Below are 26,709 nucleotides of genomic sequence, written 5' to 3'. Positions count from 1 at the left end.
CGGTGGCGGTCGCGGCCCGTACGGCGGCGGTCGGGCCGCCGGCGACTCCCGCGAGCCGTTCGCCGACGACGATGACCGCGCCCTGCTCGCGCAGCGCCTCGGCGGCCTCGGTGCCCTCGCCCTCCAGGCCGACACCGCCCGCGAGCGCGTCCAGCCACTCGTTCTCGGTGCCGGGCGCGGCCGGCAGCAGCGTGCCGCCCGCCTTCTGCAGGCCCCGCGTGGCGTGCGTGGCCAGTGCGAACACCTTCTGCCCGTGCTTCCGCCAGGCCTTGCGCAGCCGGAGGAAGACGCCGGGTGCCTCCTCCTCGGACTCGAACCCGACGAGCAGGACGGCGGGCGCCTTCTCCAGGGAGGTGTAGGTGACACCGCCGCCGTCCAGGTCCCGGCCGCGTCCGGCGATCCGGGCGGCCAGGAAGTCGGCCTCCTCGCCGCTGTGCACGCGCGCGCGGAAGTCGATGTCGTTGGTGTCGAGCGCCACGCGCGCGAACTTGCTGTAGGCGTAGGCGTCCTCGACGGTGAGCCGGCCGCCGGTGAGCACACCGGTCCGCCCGCGCGAGGCGAGCAGGCCCTGGGCGGCGATCTCCAGCGCCTCCGGCCAGGACGCCGGCACCAGCTCGCCCTCGGGGTTGCGCACCAGGGGCGTGGTGAGCCGGTCCCGCATCTGCGCGTACCGGAACGCGAAGCGCCCCTTGTCGCAGATCCACTCCTCGTTGACCTCGGGGTCGTCGGCGGCGAGCCGCCGCATGACCTTGCCGCGCCGGTGGTCGGTGCGGGTGGCGCAGCCGCCCGCGCAGTGCTCGCACACCGACGGCGAGGAGATGAGGTCGAAGGGGCGGGCGCGGAACCGGTAGGCGGCCGAGGTGAGCGCGCCGACCGGGCAGATCTGGATGGTGTTGCCGGAGAAGTACGACTCGAAGGGGTCGCCCTCGCCGGTGCCGACCTGCTGCAGCGCGCCCCGCTCGAGCAGGTCGATCATCGGGTCGCCGGCGACCTGGTTGGAGAACCGGGTGCAGCGGGCGCACAGCACGCACCGCTCGCGGTCGAGCAGCACCTGCGTGGAGATCGGGACGGGCTTCTCGTACGTCCGCTTCCTCCCGTCGAAGCGGGACTCGGCGTTGCCGTGCGACATGGCCTGGTTCTGCAGCGGGCACTCGCCGCCCTTGTCGCAGACCGGGCAGTCCAGCGGGTGGTTGATGAGCAGCAGCTCCATCACACCCTTCTGGGCCTTCTCGGCGACCGGCGAGGTGAGATGGGTCCTGACGACCATTCCGTCCGTACAGGTGATCGTGCAGGACGCCATCGGCTTGCGCTGGCCCTCGACCTCGACGATGCACTGCCGGCAGGCGCCGACCGGGTCGAGCAGGGGGTGGTCGCAGAACCGGGGGATCTCGATGCCGAGCTGTTCGGCGGCCCGGATGACCAGGGTGCCCTTGGGCACGCTGATCTCGATCCCGTCGATCGTCAGCGTCACGAGGTCTTCCGGCGGGACCGCCGCCTCTCCTCCGCCCGCGGGAACGTTGGTGGTCACGGTCATGCGGACACCTCCTTACGGTCGGCCCAGGCCGTGGACTTGGCCGGGTCGAAGGGGCAGCCCCGGCCCGTGATGTGCTGCTCGTACTCCTCGCGGAAGTACTTCAGGGAGGAGAAGATCGGTTGGGCGGAGCCGTCGCCGAGGGCGCAGAAGGACTTGCCGTTGACGTTGTCAGCGATGTCGTACAGCTTGTCGAGGTCGGACATGGCGCCCTTGCCGGCCTCGAGGTCCCGCATCAACTGCACCATCCAGTACGTCCCCTCGCGGCACGGCGTGCACTTGCCGCAGGACTCGTGGGCGTAGAACTCGGTCCACCGGGTCACGGCCCGCACCACGCACGTCGTCTCGTCGAAGCACTGCAGGGCCTTGGTGCCGAGCATGGACCCCGCGGCGCCCACCCCCTCGTAGTCGAGCGGGACGTCGAGGTGCTCGTCGGTGAACATCGGCGTCGAGGAGCCGCCCGGTGTCCAGAACTTCAGCCGGTGCCCGGGGCGCATGCCGCCGCTCATGTCGAGCAGCTGACGCAGCGTGATGCCGAGCGGGGCCTCGTACTGGCCGGGGTTCGCGACATGGCCGCTGAGCGAGTAGAGCGTGAAGCCCGGGGACTTCTCGCTGCCCATCGACCTGAACCAGTCCTTGCCGTTTTTCAGGATCGCGGGAACCGACGCGATCGACTCGACGTTGTTCACGACAGTCGGGCACGCGTAGAGGCCCGCGACAGCGGGGAAGGGGGGACGGAGCCGCGGTTGACCGCGGCGGCCTTCGAGCGAGTCCAGCAGCGCGGTCTCCTCACCGCAGATGTACGCGCCCGCGCCCGCGTGCACGGTGATGTCGAGGTCGAGGCCGCTGCCCAGGATGTTCTCGCCGAGGTAGCCGGCCGCGTAGGCCTCACGCACGGCCGAGTGCAGCCGCCGCAGTACGGGGACGACTTCACCCCGCAGATAGATGAAGGCATGCGACGACCTGATGGCGTAGCACGCGATCACAATGCCCTCGATGAGGCTGTGCGGGTTCGCGAAGAGGAGCGGGATGTCCTTGCAGGTTCCGGGCTCCGATTCGTCGGCGTTGACAACTAGATAGTGCGGTTTTCCATCACCTTGGGGAATGAACTGCCATTTCATTCCCGTCGGGAATCCCGCGCCGCCGCGCCCGCGCAGGCCGGAGTCCTTGACGTACGCGATCACGTCGTCCGGCGACATGGCGAGCGCCTTGCGGAGCCCTTCGTATCCCTCGTGCCTCCGGTACACGTCCAGCGTCCAGGACCTGTCCTCGTCCCAGAAGGCCGACAGCACGGGTACGAGCAGCTTCTCGGGGCTGCTCTCGTCGATCTCGGGTGCCAAGGTCATCCCTCCCCCTCCTCTCCGACGGGTCCCTGCGGATGGGACGGATCGGAGGCCGATGTCTCCTGCGGCGCGTCGTGCGAGCTCAGGTGCACGGCGGCGTCCCGCGGCCGGCCGTGCGGTCCGCCGTCGTCCGGTCCGCCGTCGCGCGGGTGGACCACGCGCGCGGGTGCGGCCTCTCCCTTGGCCAGGCGGAGGCCCATCAGCGAGGCGGGTCCCGCGCTGCCGCCGGCCTCCGTGGCCCCTTCGCGCTCGTCGGGGAAGCCCGCCAGGATCCGGGCGGTCTCCTTGAAGGTGCACAGCGGCGCGCCGCGCGTGGGCGTCACCGGCCGCCCCGCGCGGAGGTCGTCGACCAGGCGCTTGACGCTCGCCGGGGTCTGGTTGTCGAAGAACTCCCAGTTGACCATCACGACCGGCGCGTAGTCGCAGGCCGCGTTGCACTCGATGTGCTCCACGGTGACCTTGCCGTCGTCGGTGGTCTCGCCGTTGCCGACGCCGAGGTGTTCCTGGAGCGCCTCGAAGATGGCGTCGCCGCCCATCACGGCGCACAGGGTGTTGGTGCAGACGCCCACCTGGTAGTCACCGGACGGCCTGCGCCGGTACATGGTGTAGAAGGTGGCGACCGCGGTGACCTCGGCCGTGGTCAGGCCGAGCACGTCCGCGCAGAACCGCATCCCGGTGCGCGTGACGTACCCCTCCTCCGACTGCACCAGGTGCAGCAGCGGCAGCAGGGCCGACCGGGAGTCCGGGTAGCGGGCGATGATCTCGCGCGCGTCCTGCTCGAGCCGGGCGCGGACGTCGTCCGGGTAGTCGGGTGCGGGCAGTTCGGGCATGCCCAGGCTGACGCCCTGCCCCGAAGAACTGGTGGTCACCGGTCGACGCCTCCCATCACGGGGTCGATGGACGCGACGGCGACGATGACGTCGGCGACCTGGCCGCCCTCGCACATCGCCGCCATCGACTGCAGGTTGGTGAAGGACGGGTCGCGGAAGTGGACCCGGTAGGGGCGGGTGCCGCCGTCGGAGACTACGTGCACCCCGAGTTCGCCCTTGGGCGACTCGACCGCCGCGTACGCCTGTCCCGGCGGGACGCGGAAGCCCTCGGTGACCAGCTTGAAGTGGTGGATCAGCGCCTCCATGGAGGTGCCCATGATCTTCTTGATGTGGTCGAGGGAGTTGCCCAGCCCGTCCGGCCCCAGGGCGAGCTGGGCGGGCCAGGCGATCTTCTTGTCGGCGACCATGACCGGGCCCGGCTGCAGCCGGTCCAGGCACTGCTCGACGATCCTGAGCGACTGGCGCATCTCCTCCAGGCGGATCAGGAAGCGGCCGTAGGAGTCGCAGGTGTCGGCGGTCGGGATGTCGAAGTCGTACGTCTCGTAGCCGCAGTAGGGCTGCGCCTTGCGCAGGTCGTGCGGCAGGCCGGTGGCGCGCAGGATCGGGCCGGTGGCGCCGAGGGACATGCAGCCGGCCAGGTCGAGGTAGCCGATGTCCTGCATACGGGCCTTGAAGATGGGGTTCCCGGTGGCGAGCGCGTCGTACTCCGGGAGGTTCTTCTTCATCTTCTTCACGAACTCGCGGATCTGGTCCACCGCACCGGGCGGCAGGTCCTGGGCGAGTCCGCCCGGCCGGATGTACGCGTGGTTCATCCGCAGGCCCGTGATGAGCTCGTAGAGGTCGAGGATCATTTCACGGTCACGGAATCCGTAGATCATGATCGTGGTGGCGCCGAGTTCCATGCCGCCGGTGGCGATGCACACCAGGTGGGAGGAGAGCCGGTTCAGCTCCATCAGGAGCACCCGGATGATGTTGGCGCGCTCGGTGATCTGGTCCTCGATGCCGAGGAGTTTCTCGACGGCGAGACAGTAGGCGGTCTCGTTGAAGAAGGACGTCAGGTAGTCCATGCGCGTGACGAAGGTGGTGCCCTGCGTCCACGTGCGGAACTCGAGGTTCTTCTCGATACCGGTGTGCAAATAGCCGATGCCGCAGCGGGCCTCGGTGACCGTCTCGCCGTCGATCTCCAGGATCAGCCGCAGCACTCCGTGGGTGGAGGGGTGCTGGGGACCCATGTTGACGACGATGCGCTCGTCGTCGGCGCGGGCCGCGGACTGGGCGACCTCGTCCCAGTCGCCACCGGTGACCGTGTAGACGGTGCCCTCGGTGGTGTCGCGTGCCGAAGCGGCCGACGCGGCAGATGCTGACTGCGTGCTCACGAGTACGACCTCCGCTGGTCCGGAGCCGGGATCTGGGCGCCCTTGTACTCGACGGGGATGCCGCCGAGGGGGTAGTCCTTGCGCTGCGGATGGCCCTGCCAGTCGTCCGGCATCATGATCCGCGTCAGGGCCGGGTGACCGTCGAAGACGATCCCGAAGAAGTCGTAGGTCTCGCGCTCGTGCCAGTCGTTCGTCGGATAGACGGGGACCAGCGACGGGATGTGCCGGTCGCTGTCGGGGGCGCTGACCTCGAGGCGGATCAGCCGGTTGTGGGTGATCGAACGCAGGTGGTAGACGGCGTGCAGCTCGCGGCCCTTGTCGTTCGGGTAGTGGACGCCGCTGACACCGGTGCACAGCTCGAAGCGCAGGGCCGGGTCGTCGCGCAGGGTGCGGGCGACGCGGACCAGGTGCTCGCGCTCGATGTGGAAGGTGAGCTCGCCGCGGTCGACGACCGTCTTCTCGATCGCGTTCTCGGGCAGGAGGCCCTGCTCCTCCAGCGCGCCCTCGAGTTCGTCGGCGACCTCGTCGAACCACCCGCCGTAGGGCCGGCCGGCCGGTCCCGGGAGCCGGACCGAGCGGACCAGGCCGCCGTAACCGGAGGTGTCGCCGCCGTTGCTGGCACCGAACATGCCGCGCTGGACGCGGATCTCCTCGCCGCCCTGGCCACGCTGACCGGGGAGGTTGTCGACGGCGAGGTCCTTTTCGGGGTTGACCCCGTTCGTGGACCCGTTCGTGGCCCCGCCCGCGGAGCCGTTCACGCCCTTGCCGTTGGCGTCACTCATCGCAGCAGCCCCTTCATCTCGATCGTGGGCAGAGCCTTGAGCGCCGCCTCCTCCGCCTCGCGGGCCGCCTCCTCGGCGTTCACACCGAGCTTGGTGGACTGGATCTTCTGGTGGAGCTTGAGGATCGCGTCCACCAGCATCTCGGGCCGCGGCGGGCAGCCCGGCAGGTAGATGTCGACGGGGACGACGTGGTCGACGCCCTGGACGATCGCGTAGTTGTTGAACATGCCGCCCGAGGAGGCGCAGACACCCATGGAGATCACCCACTTGGGGTTGGGCATCTGGTCGTAGACCTGCCTGAGGACCGGCGCCATCTTCTGGCTGACCCGGCCGGCCACGATCATCAGGTCCGCCTGCCGGGGCGAACCACGGAAGACCTCCATGCCGAAGCGCGCCAGGTCGTAGCGGCCGGCGCCGGTGGTCATCATCTCGATCGCGCAGCAGGCGAGGCCGAAGGTGGCCGGGAAGACGGACGCCTTGCGCACCCAGCCCGCGGCCTGCTCGACGGTGGTCAGCAGGAAACCGCTCGGCAGCTTTTCTTCGAGTCCCATGTCTGATAAAGCCCCTCAGTCCCATTCCAGGCCGCCGCGCCGCCATACGTACGCGTACGCGACGAAGACGGTGAGCACGAAGAGCAGCATCTCCACGAGCCCGAAAACACCCAGGGCGTCGAAGGTGACGGCCCAGGGGTAGAGGAAGACGATCTCGATGTCGAAGACGATGAAGAGCATCGCCGTCAGGTAGTACTTGATGGGGAAACGCCCGCCGCCGGCCGGCGTGGGGGTCGGCTCGATACCGCACTCATAGGCCTCGAGCTTGGCGCGGTTGTACCGCTTCGGCCCGATCAGAGCGGCCATGATCACGGAGAAGATCGCAAAGCCTGCCCCGAGGGCTCCCAGTACGAGGATGGGCGCATATGCGTTCACCGCTCCTCGCTCCTCTCAGTCGGCACTGACTGCTGGCGGTAGTGGACTCGTAGTCGCCTCACATGCCCCACCACCCCCGCTTGTGCCGACGAAGATCGAGAACATGTGAAGCAGGTCACAAGCCCAACTGCCTCGCATCCTATGCCCCACGCTCTGTGATCTGCGACACGGGGTATCGCATGAGCTTTGTGATCTTCACCACCTGACGAACGATCATCAAGCCGGATGAGCGGTGACCTTCGCACGCGAAGCACCTGTGCGATCACTACTGGTTACATTTTATCGCGTATTCGCAGGTCGGAGGGGGTGTTCACTATCAGATGCCCGACGTCCGGCGCAAAGTGGCGGAGCTCGTCAAGACCTTGGTATAGGGCGGCTTTTCACACCTCGGAGGGGCGGCGACACGAGATGTGGACACGTTCACCCCTTCACAAGCCGGAGGGCGCGCCCCGCAGTCCCCGCCGGCACCCCCTCTCACGCATGGGGCTCAAGTGACATAAGGGACTGCTGAGCTCCGGCGCGCGGACGCGCCGCGAGGCGGCGACCGTTCCGTGACCTCCATCACACTCGCGAGGGACGCCCGGGAGTCGGGCTTGGCCAACGATCCCAACCGGTGATAGGTCGGGAGCAATTCGGACGTAACAGCGAAAGCCCATGATCACAGGCATGATCACGTGCGCCCGCAATGTCCGTTACGCCGTCAATAAGGAACCGGGCCCGGGATTTTGGGCACTCCATTGAGCAAATGTGGCACAGCACACGTTCCTTGAAGATATGAAGGAGCCCCTGGTACCGGTAGTTCCCATGTCCCACACCGCTCACATACGCAGCCACCGGAAGCCCCGCCGTAGCGCGCCGAAACTCGCGATGCGGGCCGGAGTTGCCAGTGGCGTTTTCGGCACGCTGGCAGTGGCCGGCACAACGGCCTCGTCGGCGAACGCCGCCGAGCCGGTGACCCAGACCCTCGAACTGCCCACCCTGACAGCAGATCTGGCCGCCCAGGTGGCCCAGTCGGCGGACGCCACGCAGCAGGCCGCCGCGAACTACCAGCTGCAGGCCGAGCGCGACGCGGCCGCCGCGAAGGCCGCGAAGCAGGCCAAGGCGGACCTCGCCGACGCCAAGAAGAAGGCCGAAGCCCGCAAGAAGGCCGCCGAGGCCGCCCGCAAGGCCGCCGCCGAGCGCGCCTCCCGCACCACCAAGCGGACCACGCTCGCCGCCCCGGCGAGCGCCGGCACCAGCACCACCGCCACCACGAGCAGGTCCACGGCGACCGGTTCCGCCGCGGCGGTCATCGCCTTCGCCCGTGCGCAGATCGGTGACGCGTATGTTCTGGGCGCCTCCGGTCCGAACTCCTGGGACTGCTCCAGCCTCATGCAGGCCGCTTTCAAGCAGGCGGGCATCAGCCTGCCGCGCGTCTCCCAGAGCCAGTCGACCGTCGGCACCCAGGTGTCGCTGTCCAACCTGCAGCCGGGCGACATCCTCTACTGGGGCAGCGCGGGCAGCGCTTACCACGTGGCGGTGTACTCCGGCAACGGTATGTTCATCGGTGCGCAGAACGCGTCCACGGGCATCGTCGAGAAGCCGCTGTCCTACGACCCGCCGACCGGCGCCGTCCGGGTGCTCTGAGGACACCTGCGACAGCCGTACGGGGTGAAGGGCCGCAGCCGCTCGGGGGCAGCGGCCCTTCCGGCGCGCCTGCGCGCACTCCAGGCTTCGGGCACACCCCGGCACCCCGGCACTCCGGCAACGCACGAGGGGCGCTCACCACGCGGTGAGCGCCCCTCGGCGGCCTTCGGCGGCCCTCGACCGCCGAGCCGGCTCACGCCTTGGGCGCCACCTTGCTCAGGCCGTTGATGACGCGGTCCATCGCGTCGCCGCCCGTCGGGTCGGTGAGGTTGGCCAGCAGCTTGAGGGTGAACTTCATCAGCAGCGGGTGGGTCAGCCCGCGCTGGGTGGCGATCTGCATGACCTTCGGGTTGCCGATGAGCTTCACGAAGGCGCGGCCCAGCGTGTAGTAGCCGCCGTAGGTGTCCTTCAGGACGCGCGGGTAGCGCCGCAGGGCGAGTTCGCGCTGGGCGGGCGTGGCCCGGCACTGGGCCTGGGCGATGATCTCGGCGGCGAGCTGGCCGGACTCCATGGCGTAGGCGATGCCCTCGCCGTTGAAGGGGTTCACCAGACCGCCGGCGTCACCGACGAGCAGCAGGCCCCTGGTGTAGTGGGGCTGGCGGTTGAAGGCCATGGGCAGAGCCGCGCCGCGGATCGGGCCGGTCATGTTCTCAGGGGTGTAGCCCCAGTCCTCGGGCATGGACGCGCACCAGGCCTTCAGGATCTCGCGCCAGTCGAGCTCCTTGAAGGACGCGGAGGTGTTGAGCACCCCGAGGCCGACGTTGGAGGTGCCGTCGCCCATGCCGAAGATCCAGCCGTAGCCCGGCAGCAGCCGGTCCTGCGCGCCCCGCCGGTCCCACAGCTCCAGCCAGGACTCCAGGTAGTCGTCGTCATGGCGGGGGGACTCGAAGTACGTCCGGACCGCGACGCCCATCGGGCGGTCCTCGCGGCGGTGCAGGCCCATCGCCAGGGACAGCCGGGTGGAGTTGCCGTCGGCGGCGACGACGAGCGGCGCGTGGAAGGTGACCTCGCGCTTGTCCTCGCCGAGCCTGGCCTTCACCCCGGTGATACGGCCGGTGCGGTCGTCGACGATCGGGGCGCTCACGTTGCAGCGCTCGTACAGCCGCGCGCCCGCCTTCTGCGCCTGCCGGGCGAGCTGCTCGTCGAAGTCGTCGCGCTTGCGCACGAGTCCGTAGTCCGGGAAGGAGGCGAGATCCGGCCAGTCCAGCTGCAGGCGCACACCACCGCCGATGATCCTCAGGCCCTTGTTGCGCAGCCAGCCGGCCTCCTCGGAGATGTCGATGCCCATCCCGACGAGCTGCTTGACGGCGCGCGGGGTGAGACCGTCGCCGCAGACCTTCTCCCGCGGGAACTCGGTCTTCTCCAGCAGGAGTACGTCGAGTCCGGCCCGGGCGAGGTGGTACGCGGTGGTGGAGCCGGCCGGCCCCGCGCCCACGACGATCACATCCGCTCTGTTCCCGGAGAGGGCCTCGGAAGGGGATTCGGGCTGGGGCTCGGACTGGGGCTCGGTCTCGACGGTCACGGCGGGATCTCCCCAAGGTTCGTAATGTGCGTGCCGACCGGCACCGGACATGGGCAGTCTATGCAGCAGAATTGATCACCCGGCTGAAGGGCTGTCCCCCGTGAACCGAGCTCTCCCCGTCGTACGGCTGCGCGTTCCCACCGACGAGGACGCCATAGCCTGGCACCACCTCTTCGACGACCCGGACGTCATGGAGTTCCAGGGCGGCAGGCCCGCGGAGCTCTCCGTCTACGAGGAACTCACCGCCCGTCAGCGGCGGCACGACGCCGAGCGCGGCTTCTGCCTGTGGACGATGCTCGACGACTCCGGCCAGGTCATGGGCTTCACCGGCGCCCAGCCGTGGGAGCGGGACTGGGGTCCCACGGGGGAGACGGAGATCGGCTGGCGGCTCGGCCGGGAGTTCTGGGGCCGCGGATACGTCACGGCGGCCGCCCACATGACCCTGGAGCGGCTGCGCGCGGCCGGCCTGCCGAGCGTGGTGGCCATGGTCGACGCCCGCAACGAGCGGTCCATCGCGGTCGCCCGGCGGCTCGGCATGCGCCTCGCGGAGACGTTCGTGACGCCGACGTCGCAGCGACAGGGTCACTGCTACCGGCTCGACCTACAGGACCGTGACTCACGGTAGTCAATTGTCACGGAAAGAAACCCGACGCTTCCGGGTGGCACCCCTGGCCGGTTACCCTGCCGGTTACCGCTGGGGGTGACGTCTGTGCACATGACACCCAAGACACCCGAAGTGCGCGTACCGCGCCTGGTCGGACTGATGGCCGTGGACGCCCGCGAGACCGCCCGGGCGCGGGGCCTGTTCATCGACGCGCCGGACCGTCCGGACTTCCACCTCACCGTCGTCGACCACGTCGTACGCCAGTACCCGCAGCCCGGGGCCGAGGTCCCGCGGGACTCCTTGGTGTACGTGTGGTTCGACTTCGGTCCGGGCGAGGGCGGCGGAGGTGTCCGCGAGCCGCGCATCCCGAGGCCGCCCACGGGCGGGCTCCAGCGCGAGCTCGACGAGCCGGGCGATCCCTACGCGGTCAGCCCCACATGACACCGTCACAACATGACACCGTCACACCGTCACAACGTGGCACCGTCACAGCGGGACAGCGTGACCGTCAGGCCTTGAAACCCCGGTGCAGGGCGACGATTCCGCCGCTGAGGTTGCGCCACGCCACCTTCGACCAGCCGGCCGCCCGCAGCCGCCCGGCCAGCGCCGGCTGGTCGGGCCAGGCCCGGATGGACTCGGCGAGGTAGACGTAGGCGTCGGGGCTGGAGGACACCGCGCGCGCCACGGGCGGCAGGGCTCGCATCAGGTACTCGGTGTAGACGGTGCGGAACGGCGCCCACGTGGGGTGGGAGAACTCGCAGATGACCACCCGCCCACCGGGCCTGGTCACCCGGTACATCTCGCGCAGGGCCTGGTCGAAGTCCTGTACGTTGCGCAACCCGAAGGAGATGGTGACGGCGTCGAAGGTGGCGTCCTTGAACGGCAGCCGTGTCGCGTCGCCGGCCGTGAACGGCAGCCAGGTGTGCCGCCGCTTGCCCACCCGCAGCATCCCGAGGGAGAAGTCGCAGGGGACGACGTAGGCGCCGGCGCGGGTGAAGGGCAGCGAGGAGGTGGCCGTACCGGCGGCGAGGTCGAGGACCTTCTGCGCCGGCCGGGCGTCGACGGCGCGCGCGACCTCCTTGCGCCACCGCCGGTCCTGTCCCAGGGACAGCACGTCGTTGGTCAGGTCGTACCGTTCCGCCACGTCGTCGAACATCGAGGCGACGTCGTGCGGCTGCTTGTCCAGGGATGCGCGGGTCACGGGCCCATTGTTGCAGGCGGCCCCGCGGTGTCACGGCAGCAGCCGCGGCTTCTCGCGTACCACCGCACGGGCCCAGCCGGATGTGGGATGTCTCCGGCCCGGAACCCCGATTTGTCCCGGTCCCCGGACGGACGCGACGAGAGCTGGCGCATGCCTGATGAGGAGTCTCCCGAAGCCGGCAGGGGCCGGGCTCGCCTGCCTGTTCACCCTGGCCGCCGCGGGCTGCTCCTCGGGTTCCGGCGACACCTCGGACGCGGCCCCGAAGGTGCCCGAGCGCACCGCCGGCACGTCGTACGCCCCGTACGTGAGCGACACGACGGCCTCCGGCAGCGACAACGAGCAAGTGGCCGCACGGACTTCACGGCTGCGGAAGTCGGGCGGCACCCTGCGCGTCTCCTTCGGCAGGGCTCAGCGGCGGCGGTACACCAGGCGGCCGCCGAGGACGGTCGCCACGCAGCTCGCCGCTCCGCGTACGGCCAGCGCGGCCTCGTCCGGGACGTCGAAGACGGCGAACGTCGCGTCCATGCCGTCGAGCGGCGCCAGCGGCATCAGGACCGCATCCGCGAGGCTGCGTCCGGCCAGCGGGTCCAGGGCGGGCGGGCCGGTGGGGTCCCCGAACCGCTCCTCGACCGTCAGCCCCGCCCGGCGCACCGCGTCCACCACCGCCGGGTGCCGCAGCTCCCCCGCCACGGCGACCGTCCCGTGCGCCAGCATCCGCTGCACCCCGCGCCGTGCGCTCGCGCCCCAGCGGGCGTCGGTCATGGGCAGCGACGCGAGGGCCGCGCCGGTGACCGGCTCGGTGCCCAGCTCCTCCGCCTCGCGCGGGTCCGGATGGTAGGTCTGCTCCAGCAGTTCGGGCCCGTACGGGTTGACCAGGCCCGGCGCGATGAGCCCCGGCCAGCGCCGGACACGGGCCTGTGGACGGGCGGCGGCCAGCTCCTGGTACGTCCCGAGGCCCGCGAGCACCCGGCCGTCCACGAGCACCGCACCGCCCGGCACGACGGCGGGACGCACCCGGTCCGCGGTGACCAGCAGGTCGGCGGCGTGAATCGTCAGCATGAACGGCCCACCTGGTGCCGTGTCAGTTGGAGGTGAGGAGCTTGAGTTCCGGGTGGGCCGTCCCGCCCGAGATCGCCGTCGAGGAGATGTGGGACATCACGCGGTCGTCGACCGGGTCGTTCGCCGGGTCGTCGTGGACGACGAGGTGCTCGTACGTCGTCGACCGCTGCGCCGGGACCCGCCCCGCCTTCCGGATGAGCTCGATGATCTCCATCCGGTTGGACCGGTGCTTGGCGCCCGCGGAGGAGACGACGTTCTCCTCCAGCATGATCGAACCGAGGTCGTCGGCGCCGTAGTGCAGGGTCAGCTGGCCGACGTCCTTGCCGGTGGTCAGCCAGGAGCCCTGGATGTGCATCACGTTGTCGAGGAAGAGGCGGGCGATGGCGATCATCCGCAGGTACTCGAAGAGGGTGGCCTGGGTGCGGCCCTTCAGATGGTTGTTCTCCGGCTGGTAGGTGTACGGGATGAACGCCCGGAAGCCACCCGTGCGGTCCTGTACGTCCCGGATCATCCGCAGGTGCTCGATCCGCTCGGCGTTCGTCTCACCGGTGCCCATCAGCATCGTCGAGGTGGACTCCACGCCCAGCCGGTGCGCGGCCTCCATGATCTCCAGCCAGCGCTCGCCGGACTCCTTCAGCGGGGCGATGGCCTTGCGCGGCCGCTCCGGCAGCAGCTCGGCGCCGGCACCGGCGAAGGAGTCCAGGCCGGCCTCGTGGATCCGGGTGATGGCCTCCTCCACCGACACGCCCGAGATCCGCGCCATGTGCTCCACCTCGGAGGCGCCCAGGGAGTGGATCACCAGCTGCGGGAAGGCCTCCTTGATGGCGCGGAAGTGCCTCTCGTAGTACTCCACGCCGTAGTCCGGGTGGTGGCCGCCCTGGAACATGATCTGCGTACCGCCGAGCTCGACGGTCTCCGCGCAGCGCCGCAGGATGTCGTCCAGGTCGCGCGTCCACCCCTTCGCGGTGTCCTTGGGGGCGGCGTAGAAGGCGCAGAACTTGCACGCCGTGACGCACACGTTCGTGTAGTTGATGTTGCGCTCGATGATGTACGTCGCGATGTGCTCGGTGCCCGCGTACTTCCGGCGGCGTACGGCGTCGGCCGCGGCGCCCAGCGCGTGCAGCGGCGCGTCGCGGTAGAGGACGAGGGCCTCCTCGGGGGTGATCCGTCCGCCCCCGGCGGCACGGTCGAGGACGGACTGAAGGTCGGCCTTCTCGGTCACCGGCGTCCCTTTCGCAAGAGTTCGTAAGGGGTGGACAGGATGTGTGCGCGAAGCGCTCGAAACAAGGGTGGTGGTGGGAGACGGGTGGGCAGACCGAACCAGCCTACGTCAGGGGTTTCACGCTCCTCACCTCAGGCCGCGTCGACGACGGCCGGCGTCTACTCGGCCTTGAACAGCCGCGCCTCCGGGTATCCCGAATCGGAACTCTCCGACTTGTACATGAGGTCGTCCCCGACCGGACTGAGGCGGACCGTGTGCTCGGCCTGGACGCAGTTGCGGTGGTTGGTTCCGGCGCCCTTGGACGACAGGACGAGCTCCTTCCCCGTCACCTGCTTCAGCGTGAGTACGTCGATGCAGACGCCGCCGATGTGGTCCGTGTTGCGCACCGCGCCCACCTTCTTTCCCACGGCGGCCTGGCGGACCGTCACACGGAAGGTTCCCATCGGCAGGGTGCCTTTGAGGGCGGCGCCCTGGCCCTCCCAAGTGCCGAGGTAGCGGGCGGGGATCGAGGAGGAGGTGGCGGACGGCGTCGAGGAGTGGCCGCTGCCGGGTGTTCTGCCGCCGGTTCCGCTGCTGCCGGTTCCGCTGTCGCCGGGGCGGAGCGGGAGCAGCAACAACAGTGAACCGGCCGTCACCGCCGCCAGCGCGCCCGCGACCGCGAGAACCACGCCGCGGCTCGGCCGGCGGCGCTGCCTCTCCTCGCCGGCCGCACCCGCGGTGCCCGAGGAGCGGCCGGGGCCGGGCGGCGGTGCGGCGGTCGGCATGAGCGGCGGCGGGCCGAACTGTCCCCCGGGGACAGGGTGTGCGGAGGGCGTCGGGCCTTCCGTCGAGGCCCTGCTGGAATCCAGCGGACCGGACACCGGTTGCGGCGCTCCCGGTCCCGTGTCCACCGCCTCCAGGTTCAGCAGCCGTACGGCGCTGCGGCTGACCTGTTCGACCAGGCGGGACGGGAGCCAGCCGGCCGCGACCAGGCGGGACGCGCCCTCGGGGGCGAGGCGGCGGGCCACGTCGCCCGGGGTCGGGCGGGCAGCCGGCTCCTTGGCCAGGCAGGCCGCCGCCAGCTCCCGCAAGTCTCCGTCCATCGCGCCCAGTTCGGGCTCCTCGTGGATCACCTTGTACAGGGGCACCACCACGGAGTCGCCCGGGAAGGGGGGCACGCCGGTCGCGGCGTAGACCAGGACCGCGCCCAGGGAGAAGACGTCCGTCGCTCCGGTGACGCCCTTGCCCAGGATCTGCTCGGGCGACATGTAGCCGGGCGAGCCGATCGAGACTCCGGTCTCGGTCAGGGGCGCCGTGCCGTCGGTGGCGCGGGCGATGCCGAAGTCGATCAGGAGGGGGCCGTCGACGGTGAGCAGGACGTTGGAGGGCTTCACGTCGCGGTGCACCAGGCCCAGTTCGTGCACCGCCGCCAGTGCCTCGGCGAGGCCGGCGCCCAGGACCCGTACGGAGTGCGGCGGCAGCGGACCGCTCTCCACGACCGCCGCCGTCAGGGAGGGGCCGGCCACGTAGGCGGTGGCGACCCAGGGCACCGGCGCCTCGGGGTCGGCGTCCAGGACCGATGCGGTCCAGGCGCCGCCCACCCGGCGCGCGGCCTCGACCTCGCGGCGGAAGCGGGCGCGGAACCCCTCGTCGAGCGCGAAGTGCGGGTGCACGATCTTCACCGCGACCGTGCGGCCGCCCGCACTGCGGCCCAGGTAGACGCGGCCCATGCCGCCGGAGCCCAGCCGGCCGAGCAGCCGGTAGGGACCCACGGCGGTGGGCTCGTCGGCTTCCAGCGGCTGCATGGTGTCCACCCCTCCCCCGTACGCCCCCCGTACGCCTCCCAGCAGGGTAGTGCGCTGTGGCTCTACGGCTGCAGCAGATCCACCTTCACATTCGCCGGGAACCCGGTCGTCGGACCGACCCGCCGTGCGAACTCGGCGACCGCCGACAGCTGCGGGCCGCCGAAGCTGAAGTCCAGGGTGGTGAAGTACTGCTCGAGGACCTGCTGGTCGAAGGCCTCCCAGCGGGCCGCCTGCTCGGCGACCTTGCCGACCTCCTCCAGGGAGAGGTTGCGGGAGGACAGGAAGGCCTCGTGGACCTTGCGGGTGATGTCCGGCTCGCGGCCGAGGTAGTCGCGGCGCGCCGCCCAGACCGCGAAGACGAACGGCAGGCCCGTCCACTCCTTCCACAGCTGTCCCAGGTCGTGCACGTCGAGGCCGTAGCGCGGGCCGTCGTGCAGGTTGGCGCGCAGGGCCGCGTCGCCGATGAGCACCGCCGCCTCCGCCTCCTGCATCATCAGGCTCAGGTCGGGCGGGCAGGTGTAGTAGTCCGGTGCGACCCCGTACCGCTCGGCCAGCAGCAGCTGGGCGAGGCGGACGGAGGTGCGGGAGGTCGACCCGAGGGCGACCCGGGCGCCGTCGAGCCGGTCCAGCGGGACCTGCGAGACGATCACGCACGACATCACCGGGCCGTCGCAGCCCACGGCGATGTCGGGGAAGGCGACCAGATCGTCCGCGTGCCTGAGGAATTCGACGAGGGTGATCGGCCCGATGTCGAGGTCGCCCCGCACCAGCTGCTCGCTGAGCTTCTCCGGGGTGTCCTTCGTCAGCTCGAAGTCGAGGAGCGTGCCCGTTCTCGCGAGCCCCCAGTACAGGGGAAGGCAGTTGAGGAACTGGATGTGGCCGACGCGCGGCCGGTTGCGAGAATTGTCCACATCGCGAGACTAGACCCTCCCCGGCGCGGTCCCGCCGTCGCCCCCGTCTCCGCTTCCGCGCCCACCCGGTTGCCCCGATCGGCCGATTCCGTGCCAACCTTCTGTCAGGCCAAACCGGTCTCTCTGCGTCAACCTCTCGCCAGAACCTTCAAACATCCGGGTGACGTGATCTTGGCCTCTATTGCGCTTGGCCGCCCGCGTGCTAGGCTCGCCAGCAAGTTGCAGTTTGGTTTCCCTTGCAGTACAGAGCCTGCGGAGCATGTGACCGCGGGCTCTGGTCGTTTTCAGACGTATGCAGTTGTGCGGCGATTTCGTTATCACACTTGCAGGTTCTGGAGCAGGGCGACCCTTTGAGCCCAAGGAGGGCTTATGGCTACCGGAACCGTGAAGTGGTTCAACGCCGAAAAGGGCTTTGGCTTCATTGCCCAGGAAGGCGGCGGCCCCGACGTCTTCGTCCACTACTCCGCGATCAACGCGAGCGGTTTCCGCTCCCTCGAAGAGAACCAGCAGGTGAGCTTCGACGTCACGCAGGGCCCGAAGGGCCCGCAGGCGGAGAACGTCACCCCGGTCTGAGAGCAGTACCCAAGGAGCCCCGCGCCGTCCGGCGACGGGGCTCCTGCCTTTGCCGGCCCACGGTCCGGTGAATTTCCGGCGAACCCGCCCATACGTTCCCGGAAAGGAATGGCGGGCCGCCGCAGAGGTGGCCTGAATGACGCGCGAACCCCGCCCGCTGTCAGCGGGCCCCGCTAACGTCCACGGCCATGACCGACACAGGCACAGGAACAGACACGGGCGCAGACACAGGAACCGGAACAGAAACAGACACCTATACGGATTCCGGCACCGACTTCCTCACCACCACCCGGACCTTCTACGACGCCATCGCCGAGGACTACGCCGAACATTTCCACGGGGAACTCGCGGCCAGACCCCTGGAGCGCGCCCTGCTCGCGGCCTTCGCCGAGCTCGTCGGCCCGGGCGGACAGGTGGCCGACCTCGGGTGCGGGCCCGGGCGGATCACCGCGCACCTGGACTCGCTGGGTCTGTCCGTGTTCGGCCTGGATCTGTCGGCGTCGATGCTCGCCGTGGCCCGCAGGGAGAACCCGGGTCTGCGGTTCGAGCAGGGCTCGATCCTGGACCTGGACCTTCCCGACGGGGAACTCGCGGGCGCCGTCTCCTGGTACTCGACGATCCACACCCCCTTCGACCTCCTTCCCGCCCTCTTCACCGAGTTCCACCGCGTCCTGGCGCCGGGGGGCCACCTGCTGCTCGCCTTCCAGGTCGGCGACGAGCCGCTCCACCTCTCCGAGCCCTTCGGCCACCCGGTGTCCCTGGACTTCCAGCGACGCCGCCCGGAGCGGATCACCGAGCTGCTGACGTCGGCCGGCTTCGCCCTCCGCTCCAGCACCGTACGAGAACGGGACGAGACGGTCGCGGAGTCGTCACCGCACGCGTTCCTGATGGCCCGCAAGCCGTCGTAGTCCGCGCGAAGGACGGTTCTCTCCCCCCGTACAGCCCCTCCACCTCCTCCCCCCCGAAGCCCCGCAGGATCGCCCGGCGGCGCAGCTTCATCGACGGGGTACGGAGGCGCCACCGTGGCCGCGCCCGTCGACGGAGGACCCGGAGCCGGGGCGGCCCAGTACGGGGGCGAGGGGTCCGAGGGGGCTCCTCTCGCCCCTCCCCTACCCGTGACGTAGGCTTACCTGCGGTAACAAGGGCGGCCTGCCTGAGGGGGCACAGAGAGATGACCGGTACCGGATCCGCTGTGGACACCGTCGTCCTCCCCCGCTCCCCCGCCCTCGCCCCGCTGCTCGCCCGCGGTGCCCTGCGCTCCCCCTTCAAGCGGCCCCGCCCGGACGCGCCCTTCCCCCGCACCCGGCTCGTCCTGCCCTCCGTCCGCGTGGACCTCGCGCGGCTGGCCGCCTACGAGCGGGTGTGCGGCTTCGCGACCGGCGACGACGCCCTGCCGATCACCTATCCGCACGTGCTCGGCTTCCCGCAGGCCATGAGCCTGATGAGCGGCGCGGACTTCCCGCTGCCGCTGCTCGGCCTGGTGCACACCTCGATCGACATCACCCGGCACGCCACGCTGCCCGCGACGGGCAGCTACGAACTGACCGTGTATCTGGCCGACTTGGCACCCCACCGGCGCGGCACCCAGGCCACCGTCGTCACCGTGATGAGGACGGCGGGCGCAGACGTCGTATGGGAGTCGACGAGCACCTACCTGGCCCGCCACCGCACCGTCCGGCCCGTGCCCGAGCACCCCGGCGCCGCCCGGCAGAAGCGCGGCCCCCTGCCCGCCGTCGCCGAGTGGCGGCTCACCGCGGACCTGGGCCGGCGCTACGGCGCCGCGTCCGGCGACCGCAACCCCATCCACCTCCACCCGCTCACCGCCCGCCTGTTCGGCTTCCCCCGGGCGATCGCGCACGGCATGTGGACCGTGGCCCGCTGCCTCGCCGCCCACGGCACCCCCGAAGCCGCCCTGGTCCGGGCCGAGTTCCGGGCACCCGTCCTGCTGCCGGGCACGGCCGTCTACGCCGCCGACGACATCGGCCGCTTCGAACTGCGCGCCCCCTCGGAACAGCGCACCCACCTGACCGGCGAGGTGCTCCCCCTGCTCATCTGAGCCTCAGACCGCGGCCGGAGCCCAGGCCCGGCCCTCCATGAGGTTGCCCAGGCCCGCCCAGGCGAAGTTCATCAGGGTCGCCGCCGCCTGGCGGGCCGTGACGCCCGGGGTGGCGTTGGCCCAGGCGGCAAGGGACTCGGCGGCGCCGACCAGGGCCTCGGCGAGCCCGGCGACCTCGTGCTCGGGCAGACCGGGGCCGGGGTGCTCCCCGTGCTCCCCCGGACTCCCGCTCCCGGCCCTCCCACTGCCGGCCGCGCCCGTGCAGGGGGCGGCCCCGTCCCGGGCGGCGGCGAGGATCAACTGTGCGACGAACGCGACGAACTCCGTGCGCACCGCGGCGACCTCGGCCGCGAACGGCTCCCCGTGCGTACGGGCCTGCCGGTGCAGCACCGTCCAGCCCTCCGGGTGCTGCGCGGTGTGCGCGAAGAACGCCCGCGACCCCTCCCAGAGTTGACGGTCGGCGGGCACGTCGGGACGGACCCCGGCCCGCACGGCCTCGGTCAGCGCGCCGGCCTCGCGGCGGATGCAGGCGCTGAAGAGGTCTTCCTTGGAGTTCAGATACAGGTAGACCAACGGCTTGGAGACGCCCGCCAGTTCCGCTATCTCGTCCATCGACGCGGCCGTGTAGCCGCGCTGTCCGAAGATCTGTACGGCGGCGTCGAGCATCTGCCGCTCGCGCACCGCCCTCGGCTTCCGCTTGGTCTTCACGGCACCCATGCGGGCAAGCCTACGTTCGGGGTACCGGCCGCCGGCCCGCCGAACGGGCCGACCGGGACCGGATCGACCGAATCAGGACGCCTGGCTCCGTGCCCGCGCCTGGTCGTCGGCCGCGTCCTCCTGGCCGGCGCTGGCCTGGAAGTTCTCCTTCATGCGGTCCACCCGCCGGACGACCTGGGCCGACGCCCGGTCCCGCTCCTTGCGCAGGACGACGAAGCTGATCGGGGCCGAAATCACCAGGGCGAGCGTCACGACCCACAGGCCGTTGGAGCTGCCGAGGCCGCGCGGGGCGATGCCGGAGTAGACGAGGCCCCAGACGACCACGAGGCAGCCCACGAAGATCCCGAGGCGCATCAGCGTGTAGCGGAGCATCGCAACCCACTCTTCCGTTCCGGACATTTTCCACAGGGCAACGTCCAGTGAAGCACGACCGGCACCCGATCGTGAAAGGGGGTACCGAGGGGATACCGGGACGCCAGGGGAGCAGCCTCAGGTCAGCGGCAGGAGCATGGTCACGTCGTCGCGGTCGTCGCCCGGCGCGACCCGGATGGCGTCGGGCACCCGCCCGACCTCCTTGTAGCCGCAGGAGGCGTAGAACCGCTCCAGGCCGAGCCCGCCGCGGCAGGTGAGCCGGATCGCCTCGATGCCGTCGAAGCCGCGGGCCGCGTCCGCCGCGACCGCCAGCAGGTCCCGGCCGTAGCCCCGGCCCTGGTGGCGCGGGTGCACCATCACCGTGTAGAGCCACAGCCAGTGGGTCATCAACCGGTGGGTGTTGAAGGTCAGGAAGGCCGTCGCGGCGACCCGCCCCTCCTCGTCGTGGCCGACCAGCAGCCGGGCACGGCCCTCGGTCAGCGCCATGAACTGCTTCACCAGCTCGGGCCGTATCGCCTCCCGCGTCACCGGCGGCACGAAGCCGACCGCGCCGCCCGCGTTCGAGACGTCGGTCCACAGGTCGAGGATGCCGTCGCGCAGGGCGGGGTCGACGGCGGGGTCAAGAGTGAAAGTAAGGGGCATTGGCGCATAGTACTTATTACCTCAGCGCCCCCGCTGCCACTTTCAGATCGGAGACCAGCCCCCGGTACGCCCCCTCCCGGTCCTCCGCCCGCAGCACGGACGAGGGGTGCACGGTCGGCACGAGCCGCTCCCGGCGCCCGTGGATCTCCTGCTCCAGCACGGTCCCGCGCACCTCGGTCACCCGGAACGACGAGCCCAGCAGCGCCTTGCCGGCCGTCGCGCCCAGGACCACGATCAGCTCGGGCTCGACGAGCGCCAGCTCGGCCGCCAGCCAGGGCCCGCACGCCTTCGTCTCCCGCAGGGTGGGCGCCTTGTGGATACGGCGCCCGCGCGGCCCGGCCCGCGTGAACTTGAAGTGCTTGACCGCGTTGGTGACGTACGCCTCGTCCGGGTCGATGCCCGCCTCGGCCAGCGCCCGGTCCAGCAGCTTCCCGGCCGGCCCGACGAACGGCCTGCCCTGCCGGTCCTCCTGGTCCCCGGGCTGCTCGCCGACGAGCATGACCCGGGCGTCGGTGTCCCCGGCGCCGAACACGGTCTGCGTGGCGTCCCGGTGCAGCGGGCAGCCGCGGCAGCCGGCCGCCGCCTCGCGCAGGGCGGCCAGATCCGCGTGGGCCGGGACGAAGGGCTCGGCGGTGTAGGCGTCCTCGGGAGCCTCGGGGCTCCCGGCGGCCTTCGGCTTCGTGGTGGCCATGCCGGACGGGTACCCGCCCGGCCACCGGCCTCACCGCGCTCCGGCGGTCACAGCTTCGCGGTCACACCTCTGCTGTCACACCCGCATGGGCTGCGGCGACTCGCGACGCGCGGGGTCCGGGCCGTCGTACTCCCGGATGATCTCGTACCGCGTGTTGCGCTCCACCGGCCGGAAGCCCGCGTCGCGGATCAGCTCCAGCAGGTCGTCGCGGGTCAGCTTGTTCGGGGTGCCGAAGTTGTCCGCGTCGTGCGTGATCTTGTACTCGACGACCGAGCCGTCCATGTCGTCGGCGCCGTGCTGCAGGGCGAGCTGCGCGGTCTGCACGCCGTGCATCACCCAGAAGACCTTGACGTGCGGGACGTTGTCGAACAGCAGCCGCGAGACGGCGAAGGTCTTCAGGGCCTCGGCGCCGGTCGCCATCGTCGTACGGGCCTGGAGCCGGTTGCGGACCTTGCCGTCCTTCATGTCCACGAAGTCGTGCTGGTAGCGCAGCGGGATGAAGACCTGGAAGCCGCCGGTCTCGTCCTGCAGCTCACGCAGCCGCAGCACGTGGTCCACGCGGTGGCGGGGCTCCTCGATGTGGCCGTACAGCATGGTGCAGGGGGTCTTGAGCCCCTTCTCGTGCGCCAGCCGGTGAATCCTCGACCAGTCCTCCCAGTGGGTCCGGTGGTCCACGATGTGCTGCCGGACCTCCCAGTCGAAGATCTCCGCGCCGCCGCCGGTGAGGGACTCCAGCCCGGCGTCGATCAGCTCGTCGAGGATCTCGGAGGCGGACATTCCGGAGATCGTCTCGAAGTGGTGGATCTCGGTGGCCGTGAACGCCTTCAGCGACACCTCGGGCAGGGCGGCCTTCAACTCCCGCAGGGAGCGCGGGTAGTAACGCCACGGCAGGTTGGGGTGGAGGCCGTTGACGATGTGCAGCTCGGTCAGGTTCTCCGACTCCATCGCCTTGGCCAGCTTGACGGCCTCCTCGATGCGCATCGTGTACGCGTCCTTCTCGCCCGGCTTGCGCTGGAAGGAGCAGTAGGCGCAGGACGCGGTGCACACGTTCGTCATGTTGAGGTGCCGGTTGACGTTGAAGTGCACCACGTCGCCGTTCTTGCGGGTGCGCACCTCGTGGGCGAGGCCGCCGAGCCACGCCAGGTCGTCCGACTCGTACAGCGCGATGCCGTCCTCGCGGGTCAGCCGCTCACCGGAGCGGACCTTCTCCTCCAGCTCACGCTTGAGCCCGACGTCCATGCCCCTACCTCTTTCCTCGAAGACTCCGACAACCGTACGCCCGAACGATCAGACCTCCTCGGGCAGCTCACCCACCCGGTTCTCCCACTTCGTGGAGAGCACGATCGTGGTACGGGTCCGGGAGACGCCCTTGGTTCCGGACAGCCGCCGGATGATGCTCTCCAGTGCGTCGACGTCCGACGCGCGCACCTTGAGCATGAAGGAGTCCTCGCCCGCGATGAACCAGCAGTCCTCGATCTCGGACAGGTCCTTCAGCCGCTGCGCCACGTCCTCGTGGTCGGCGGCGTCGGAGAGCGAGATGCCGATCAGGGCGGTGACGCCGAGGCCGAGCGAGGCGGCGTCCACGGTGGCGCGGTAGCCGGTGATGACTCCGGCCGTCTCCAGCCGGTTGATGCGATCGGTAACACTCGGTCCCGACAGGCCGACGAGGCGCCCCAGCTCCGCGTACGAGGCCCGGCCGTTCTCCCTCAGGGCCTGGATGAGCTGCCTGTCCACCGCGTCCATGCGATCGAAGCCTTCCACTGAAGAGATCCGTGAGAGATCTTGAGAAGTTCCTGAAGTGTGTCGAGTGGTACTGGTATTGCCGGTACTGCTTGTTGCTCACGTGGGCTGTTGCTCACACGGGCCGGGAGCCGCCGCCCAGTTCGCCCTCCCAGCGGCGGTAGAGGCGGTGGGGTACGCCCACGGCATCGAGGGCCCGGCCGGCCACGAAGTCCACCAGGTGCTGGATGTGCGTGGCTCCGGCGTAGAAGGCGGGCGAGGCGGGCAGGACGGTGGCGCCCGCGTCGTCCAGTGTCACCAGGTGCCGCAGCGTCTGGCCGTGCAGCGGGGTCTCCCGTACGGCCACGACCAGCGGCCTGCCCTCCTTGAGGGTCACGCTCGCCGCCCGCTGCAGCAGGTCCTTCGACAGCCCGAGGGCGACCCCCGCCACGCAGGCCGTGGAGGCGGGCACGATCAGCATGCCCTTCGCCGGGTACGATCCGGAGGACGGCCCGGCCGCCAGGTCACCGGCGCGCCAGTGCCGTACCCCCGTGACGTCCACGTCGAAGGTCCCGGGCTTGCCGTCGGCCCCCAGGGACAGCCATTCCCGCAGGTCGTCCTGCCAGTGCGCGTCCCGGAAGGAGATCCCGGTCTCGTCGAGCAGGGTGAGCCGCGAGGCCCGACTGACCACCAGGTCGACGCCCTCTCCGGCATCGAGCAACGCCCGCAGCACAGCCGCCGCATACGGGGTGCCGGAGGCCCCGGACACCCCCACGATCCAAGGCGCGCGCTGTGTTTCTCCTACGTTCACACGTCGAGCCTACCGGCGTGGCGCGCGGAACTCAGGACCGGCCGGACACCTTCGGATCCACGGGAAGGCGATCGGTGGGGATCGTCAGCTTGCCGAGCGGGGAGTCGACGGTCAGTTCCGGCCCGTACGGGACCGTGTCCCGGCCCCGGTAGCCGTCGGGGCCGGGATTCCACAGCGTCACGGGATGCGATTCTCCCCCGCAGGCGGGAGGTACCCCCACCCCGGCATGAACGCCGGGGCCTCCTCGCCAGAGATCAGGTGAACCAGAACCTGAAGAAGGAAGGTCTCATCTACACCGAACCCGGCCTGGGCTCCTTCGTCTCCCCCAACGCGGCGCCATCCTCGAGAACGCCCGCGCCGGGGCGCAGGACACGACCTGAAGAAGCCACGCTCCCGGCAGCATTGCTCAACCTGACTGGGTGGAACCCAGTGCGTTCAGCAGAGCCGCGCCCCGCTCGGCGTCATCGACGCTGACGGCGAATTCCTTTCTCTTGCCCCGCGTACGGATGACGAGGCATTCCCCGCTGCGCAGCATGACCGTGGTGCCGAGGCCGCTGAGCCGGTAACCCCAGCCGCCGACCTGTGCGGGAGTGCGGTGCTCGGTGCGGGCGGACTCGATGTCCGCGGCGGCCCAGCGCCGCACGGGCCAGCCGAGCGGGCCGAACGCCACTTCCAGGCCCCGCTCCGACACCCGCGCCTGCACCGCCGCACAGCCGGCCACCGCGATGGAGGCGAACGCGAACGGGGCGAACAGCGCCCACAACGGCCCTGAGTCGGCAAGGCCACTGACGAGGGCGATGACCGCTGCCACGGCCACCAGGCCCATCAGGGCCGCCAGTGCTTGGAGCCAGGGGTTGATGGTACGGGAGAACCACACCAGGCGCTGTCCCTCCGGGATCCGCAGAATCGGCCCTTCTCGGTGCTCCGGCGGGACGGGGGCGGCGGTGGCCTGTCCACGTGTGGTCACCAGCCAGCCGGCAGCACCTGCGGCAACCGTCGCCACGAGGGTGGCGACGAGCCAGGGGGTCGGCTGGGATGCCTGATGCCAGTCCGCACGGTCGAGGTTCGCACGAACGACGGATGCCTGCGCACCGGCCAGGAGGACGCCGCCGGACAGCAGTGCGGTGACCGCCCACGGTCGCGCTGCCGCACGAGAGGCCTCTCCGCCCCTTCGCAGGGTCAGGACCACGCCGGCCGCCAGGATGACCCAGATCAAGGCAGGGAAGACAGAGGCGGCCCAGAAGGGCATCGAACTGTCGGGCTCACTGCGCCCGAAGTTCCAATGTGTGGCCAGCCTGTCCGGCAGCCGTCCGCTCGCAGCCCACGGCAGTGCGGCGATCAGAGCCGCGGTGCCCGCTGTCCAGGCCACGGTGCCCCAGCGTGGTCCGCGCTCAGTCCCTCTACGGCTGTTCACGGCATCCCCCTGATCATCTCGACGAGGTCGGCCCTGCTGTACCCCAGACGCGCGGCCTCGGTCACCAGCGCGTGTACTCGCTCCAACAGATCCGACCGTTGTTCGGCTCCTTCGGCCACGGTCACTCCCCGCCCCCTGCGGAACTCCAGCAGGCCGTCGTCCCTGAGGCTGCGCAGGCCCCGCAGGACGGTATTGACGTTGACGCCAAGCGCCTGGGAGAGGTCACGTGCCGATGGCAGGCGATCCCCCGGTCGGCATTCACCCTCGGCGATGGCACGGCGGACGGCGCCTGCCACCTGCTCGTGCAGAGGGCGAGTGTCTCGCTTGTCCAAACGCAGCAACATGGTGCTACTGATGCTAGCACCATTCATTTGATTTGATGATGAGGCCGTACACCTGACGACGCCCGTTGGCGTTCCGTCAGGTGGTGCAGGGGATCAAGGCGCCGGAATCCGCAGGTGGGGGTGAAGGGCTCGATCGCCTGCACCGCGCCGTGGGACACGGCCCCTCGCCACCCGGCCAGGAGGCACCTACCCCCGGCTGGAAAGGGTGAGCATCCCGGCCTCCGGTGTTCACATGCCGCTCATTTGAGTGCGCGAGTGACATCCGCCTGCCGGGTGCTCACCCTTTTCAGCAGGGTGGGTGCCATGAGCCTCCGGGAGATCGCCTCCCGCCGGGCGGTGCAGCCGGTCAAGTACTCGGAATGCACAGGCCACGCGAGGTCGAGTGCCACGCTGCGGTCACCGTGAAGGGACCTCGGGTTCGTCGACCACGGCGACGGCCAGATCCTCGGCGCTGATCCACGATCGGCCGTCGGCGCCAACGGGGTGGTCCACACGATCAGCACGGCGGCGTCTGCGGCGCCATCGGAGGCAGAGCCTGCGAGCGCCTCGTGCGTGGCGTGTCCGCGTGCACCGGCCTCGGCGATGGCCCGGCTGCCGACCATCCCGGTGGCGCCGGGCACGGCGATCGTCATGCCCGTCCTCGTCGGACTTGC

At 70.4% G+C, this 26,709-nt stretch carries 30 protein-coding genes; 6 read left to right on the top strand and 24 right to left on the bottom strand.

Features of this window, described 5'->3' with window-relative positions:
- From DEP02_RS26950 to DEP02_RS26920, 7 genes are all read right to left on the bottom strand, one after another.
- Positions 1 to 1,534, bottom strand: a 1,534-nt coding sequence (locus DEP02_RS26950) for an NADH-quinone oxidoreductase subunit G (protein ID WP_117434538.1), incomplete at its 3' end; no start/stop codon positions are given.
- Positions 1,531 to 2,877 (bottom strand): NADH-quinone oxidoreductase subunit NuoF, encoded by a 1,347-nt coding sequence (gene nuoF / locus DEP02_RS26945; RefSeq protein ID WP_112470278.1) that lies wholly within the window; start codon positions 2,875 to 2,877, stop codon positions 1,531 to 1,533. The genes nuoF and DEP02_RS26950, both read right to left, overlap by 4 nt.
- Complete coding sequence (nuoE, locus tag DEP02_RS26940) at positions 2,874 to 3,743, bottom strand: NADH-quinone oxidoreductase subunit NuoE (protein WP_112470277.1); 870 nt, start codon at positions 3,741 to 3,743, stop codon at positions 2,874 to 2,876. The genes nuoF and nuoE overlap by 4 nt, the downstream gene beginning before the upstream one ends.
- Complete coding sequence (locus DEP02_RS26935; RefSeq protein WP_112470276.1) at positions 3,740 to 5,080, bottom strand: NADH-quinone oxidoreductase subunit D; 1,341 nt, start codon at positions 5,078 to 5,080, stop codon at positions 3,740 to 3,742. The genes nuoE and DEP02_RS26935 overlap by 4 nt, the downstream gene beginning before the upstream one ends.
- Positions 5,077 to 5,862: an NADH-quinone oxidoreductase subunit C gene (locus DEP02_RS26930; RefSeq protein ID WP_112470275.1), complete on the bottom strand. Its 786-nt coding sequence runs from the start codon at positions 5,860 to 5,862 to the stop codon at positions 5,077 to 5,079. Before DEP02_RS26930 ends, DEP02_RS26935 begins: the two co-directional genes overlap by 4 nt.
- Positions 5,859 to 6,413, bottom strand: a complete 555-nt coding sequence (locus DEP02_RS26925) for a NuoB/complex I 20 kDa subunit family protein (RefSeq protein ID WP_112470274.1) — start codon at positions 6,411 to 6,413, stop codon at positions 5,859 to 5,861. The genes DEP02_RS26930 and DEP02_RS26925 overlap by 4 nt, the downstream gene beginning before the upstream one ends.
- 15 nt (positions 6,414 to 6,428) lie before the next feature.
- Positions 6,429 to 6,788, bottom strand: a complete 360-nt coding sequence (locus DEP02_RS26920) for an NADH-quinone oxidoreductase subunit A (protein ID WP_018543830.1) — start codon at positions 6,786 to 6,788, stop codon at positions 6,429 to 6,431.
- A gap of 804 nt (positions 6,789 to 7,592) precedes the next feature.
- Between DEP02_RS26920 and DEP02_RS26915 the strand changes: the two genes are divergently transcribed.
- Positions 7,593 to 8,414, top strand: a complete 822-nt coding sequence (locus tag DEP02_RS26915; protein ID WP_112470273.1) for a C40 family peptidase — start codon at positions 7,593 to 7,595, stop codon at positions 8,412 to 8,414.
- A 193-nt stretch (positions 8,415 to 8,607) separates the two neighbouring features.
- Here DEP02_RS26915 and DEP02_RS26910 read toward each other — a convergent pair whose 3' ends face one another.
- The gene (locus DEP02_RS26910; protein ID WP_438947802.1) at positions 8,608 to 9,936 is read right to left on the bottom strand and encodes a geranylgeranyl reductase family protein; all 1,329 of its coding nucleotides are present in this window, start codon (positions 9,934 to 9,936) and stop codon (positions 8,608 to 8,610) included.
- Positions 9,937 to 10,036: 100 nt separating this feature from the next.
- On the opposite strand from DEP02_RS26910, the gene DEP02_RS26905 reads away from it, so the two are divergent.
- Together DEP02_RS26905 and DEP02_RS26900 are read left to right on the top strand one after the other, a co-directional pair.
- A complete protein-coding gene (locus tag DEP02_RS26905) occupies positions 10,037 to 10,561 on the top strand; it encodes a GNAT family N-acetyltransferase (protein ID WP_112470272.1) in 525 nt (174 codons plus the stop codon).
- A gap of 90 nt (positions 10,562 to 10,651) precedes the next feature.
- Positions 10,652 to 10,981, top strand: a complete 330-nt coding sequence (locus tag DEP02_RS26900; protein WP_112470271.1) for a PASTA domain-containing protein — start codon at positions 10,652 to 10,654, stop codon at positions 10,979 to 10,981.
- A gap of 67 nt (positions 10,982 to 11,048) precedes the next feature.
- Here the strand turns inward: DEP02_RS26900 and DEP02_RS26895 are convergent, their stop codons facing one another.
- The 5 genes from DEP02_RS26895 to DEP02_RS26870 form a co-directional block, all read right to left on the bottom strand.
- On the bottom strand, positions 11,049 to 11,741 hold the full coding sequence (locus DEP02_RS26895) for a demethylmenaquinone methyltransferase (RefSeq protein ID WP_112470270.1): 693 nt from the start codon (positions 11,739 to 11,741) through the stop codon (positions 11,049 to 11,051).
- 408 nt (positions 11,742 to 12,149) lie between these two features.
- Positions 12,150 to 12,800, bottom strand: a complete 651-nt coding sequence (locus tag DEP02_RS26885) for a hypothetical protein (protein ID WP_112470268.1) — start codon at positions 12,798 to 12,800, stop codon at positions 12,150 to 12,152.
- 22 nt (positions 12,801 to 12,822) lie between these two features.
- Complete coding sequence (gene mqnC, locus DEP02_RS26880) at positions 12,823 to 14,022, bottom strand: cyclic dehypoxanthinyl futalosine synthase (RefSeq protein ID WP_112470267.1); 1,200 nt, start codon at positions 14,020 to 14,022, stop codon at positions 12,823 to 12,825.
- Positions 14,023 to 14,180: 158 nt separating this feature from the next.
- Positions 14,181 to 15,806, bottom strand: coding sequence for a serine/threonine-protein kinase (locus DEP02_RS26875; RefSeq protein WP_112470283.1), 1,626 nt, complete (start codon positions 15,804 to 15,806; stop codon positions 14,181 to 14,183).
- A gap of 62 nt (positions 15,807 to 15,868) precedes the next feature.
- Positions 15,869 to 16,717 (bottom strand): menaquinone biosynthetic enzyme MqnA/MqnD family protein, encoded by an 849-nt coding sequence (locus DEP02_RS26870; RefSeq protein WP_112470266.1) that lies wholly within the window; start codon positions 16,715 to 16,717, stop codon positions 15,869 to 15,871.
- Positions 16,718 to 17,086: 369 nt separating this feature from the next.
- On the opposite strand from DEP02_RS26870, the gene DEP02_RS26865 reads away from it, so the two are divergent.
- The 3 genes from DEP02_RS26865 (at position 17,087) to DEP02_RS26855 (ending at position 19,346) form a co-directional block, all read left to right on the top strand.
- On the top strand, positions 17,087 to 17,290 hold the full coding sequence (locus DEP02_RS26865; RefSeq protein ID WP_003992177.1) for a cold-shock protein: 204 nt from the start codon (positions 17,087 to 17,089) through the stop codon (positions 17,288 to 17,290).
- Between the two features lie 188 nt (positions 17,291 to 17,478).
- Positions 17,479 to 18,198: a class I SAM-dependent DNA methyltransferase gene (locus tag DEP02_RS26860; protein ID WP_112470265.1), complete on the top strand. Its 720-nt coding sequence runs from the start codon at positions 17,479 to 17,481 to the stop codon at positions 18,196 to 18,198.
- Between the two features lie 263 nt (positions 18,199 to 18,461).
- On the top strand, positions 18,462 to 19,346 hold the full coding sequence (locus tag DEP02_RS26855) for a MaoC family dehydratase (RefSeq protein WP_112470264.1): 885 nt from the start codon (positions 18,462 to 18,464) through the stop codon (positions 19,344 to 19,346).
- A 3-nt stretch (positions 19,347 to 19,349) separates the two neighbouring features.
- Here DEP02_RS26855 and DEP02_RS26850 read toward each other — a convergent pair whose 3' ends face one another.
- The 11 genes from DEP02_RS26850 to DEP02_RS26800 all read right to left on the bottom strand — a co-directional run bounded on the left by DEP02_RS26850 (position 19,350) and on the right by DEP02_RS26800 (position 26,688).
- On the bottom strand, positions 19,350 to 20,063 hold the full coding sequence (locus DEP02_RS26850; RefSeq protein ID WP_112470263.1) for a TetR/AcrR family transcriptional regulator: 714 nt from the start codon (positions 20,061 to 20,063) through the stop codon (positions 19,350 to 19,352).
- Positions 20,064 to 20,135: 72 nt separating this feature from the next.
- Positions 20,136 to 20,435, bottom strand: coding sequence for a DUF4229 domain-containing protein (locus DEP02_RS26845; protein WP_112470262.1), 300 nt, complete (start codon positions 20,433 to 20,435; stop codon positions 20,136 to 20,138).
- Between the two features lie 117 nt (positions 20,436 to 20,552).
- Positions 20,553 to 21,077: a GNAT family N-acetyltransferase gene (locus DEP02_RS26840; protein WP_112470261.1), complete on the bottom strand. Its 525-nt coding sequence runs from the start codon at positions 21,075 to 21,077 to the stop codon at positions 20,553 to 20,555.
- A 16-nt stretch (positions 21,078 to 21,093) separates the two neighbouring features.
- The gene (locus tag DEP02_RS26835; protein ID WP_112470260.1) at positions 21,094 to 21,768 is read right to left on the bottom strand and encodes a UdgX family uracil-DNA binding protein; all 675 of its coding nucleotides are present in this window, start codon (positions 21,766 to 21,768) and stop codon (positions 21,094 to 21,096) included.
- A 75-nt stretch (positions 21,769 to 21,843) separates the two neighbouring features.
- Positions 21,844 to 23,007, bottom strand: a complete 1,164-nt coding sequence (mqnE, locus tag DEP02_RS26830) for an aminofutalosine synthase MqnE (protein ID WP_112470259.1) — start codon at positions 23,005 to 23,007, stop codon at positions 21,844 to 21,846.
- A 48-nt stretch (positions 23,008 to 23,055) separates the two neighbouring features.
- Complete coding sequence (locus tag DEP02_RS26825; protein WP_112470258.1) at positions 23,056 to 23,511, bottom strand: Lrp/AsnC family transcriptional regulator; 456 nt, start codon at positions 23,509 to 23,511, stop codon at positions 23,056 to 23,058.
- Between the two features lie 112 nt (positions 23,512 to 23,623).
- Positions 23,624 to 24,298, bottom strand: a complete 675-nt coding sequence (locus DEP02_RS26820) for a UbiX family flavin prenyltransferase (protein WP_112470257.1) — start codon at positions 24,296 to 24,298, stop codon at positions 23,624 to 23,626.
- A gap of 31 nt (positions 24,299 to 24,329) precedes the next feature.
- Positions 24,330 to 24,479: a hypothetical protein gene (locus DEP02_RS26815; RefSeq protein WP_232839292.1), complete on the bottom strand. Its 150-nt coding sequence runs from the start codon at positions 24,477 to 24,479 to the stop codon at positions 24,330 to 24,332.
- A gap of 225 nt (positions 24,480 to 24,704) precedes the next feature.
- The gene (locus DEP02_RS26810) at positions 24,705 to 25,514 is read right to left on the bottom strand and encodes a DUF1648 domain-containing protein (protein WP_332872004.1); all 810 of its coding nucleotides are present in this window, start codon (positions 25,512 to 25,514) and stop codon (positions 24,705 to 24,707) included.
- A 194-nt stretch (positions 25,515 to 25,708) separates the two neighbouring features.
- Entirely contained in the window at positions 25,709 to 26,056 is a 348-nt protein-coding gene (locus DEP02_RS26805; protein ID WP_112470255.1) for a GntR family transcriptional regulator, read from the bottom strand.
- A gap of 239 nt (positions 26,057 to 26,295) precedes the next feature.
- Positions 26,296 to 26,688: a hypothetical protein gene (locus DEP02_RS26800; RefSeq protein ID WP_157977551.1), complete on the bottom strand. Its 393-nt coding sequence runs from the start codon at positions 26,686 to 26,688 to the stop codon at positions 26,296 to 26,298.
- Between the last annotated feature and the right edge of the window lie 21 nt (positions 26,689 to 26,709).

The sequence above is a fragment of the Streptomyces triticisoli genome, assembly GCF_003270085.1.
Lineage (GTDB): Bacteria > Actinomycetota > Actinomycetes > Streptomycetales > Streptomycetaceae > Streptomyces > Streptomyces triticisoli.
The sequence above is the reverse complement of the archived record's forward strand: the minus strand, read 5'-3'. Positions and strand labels throughout refer to the sequence as shown.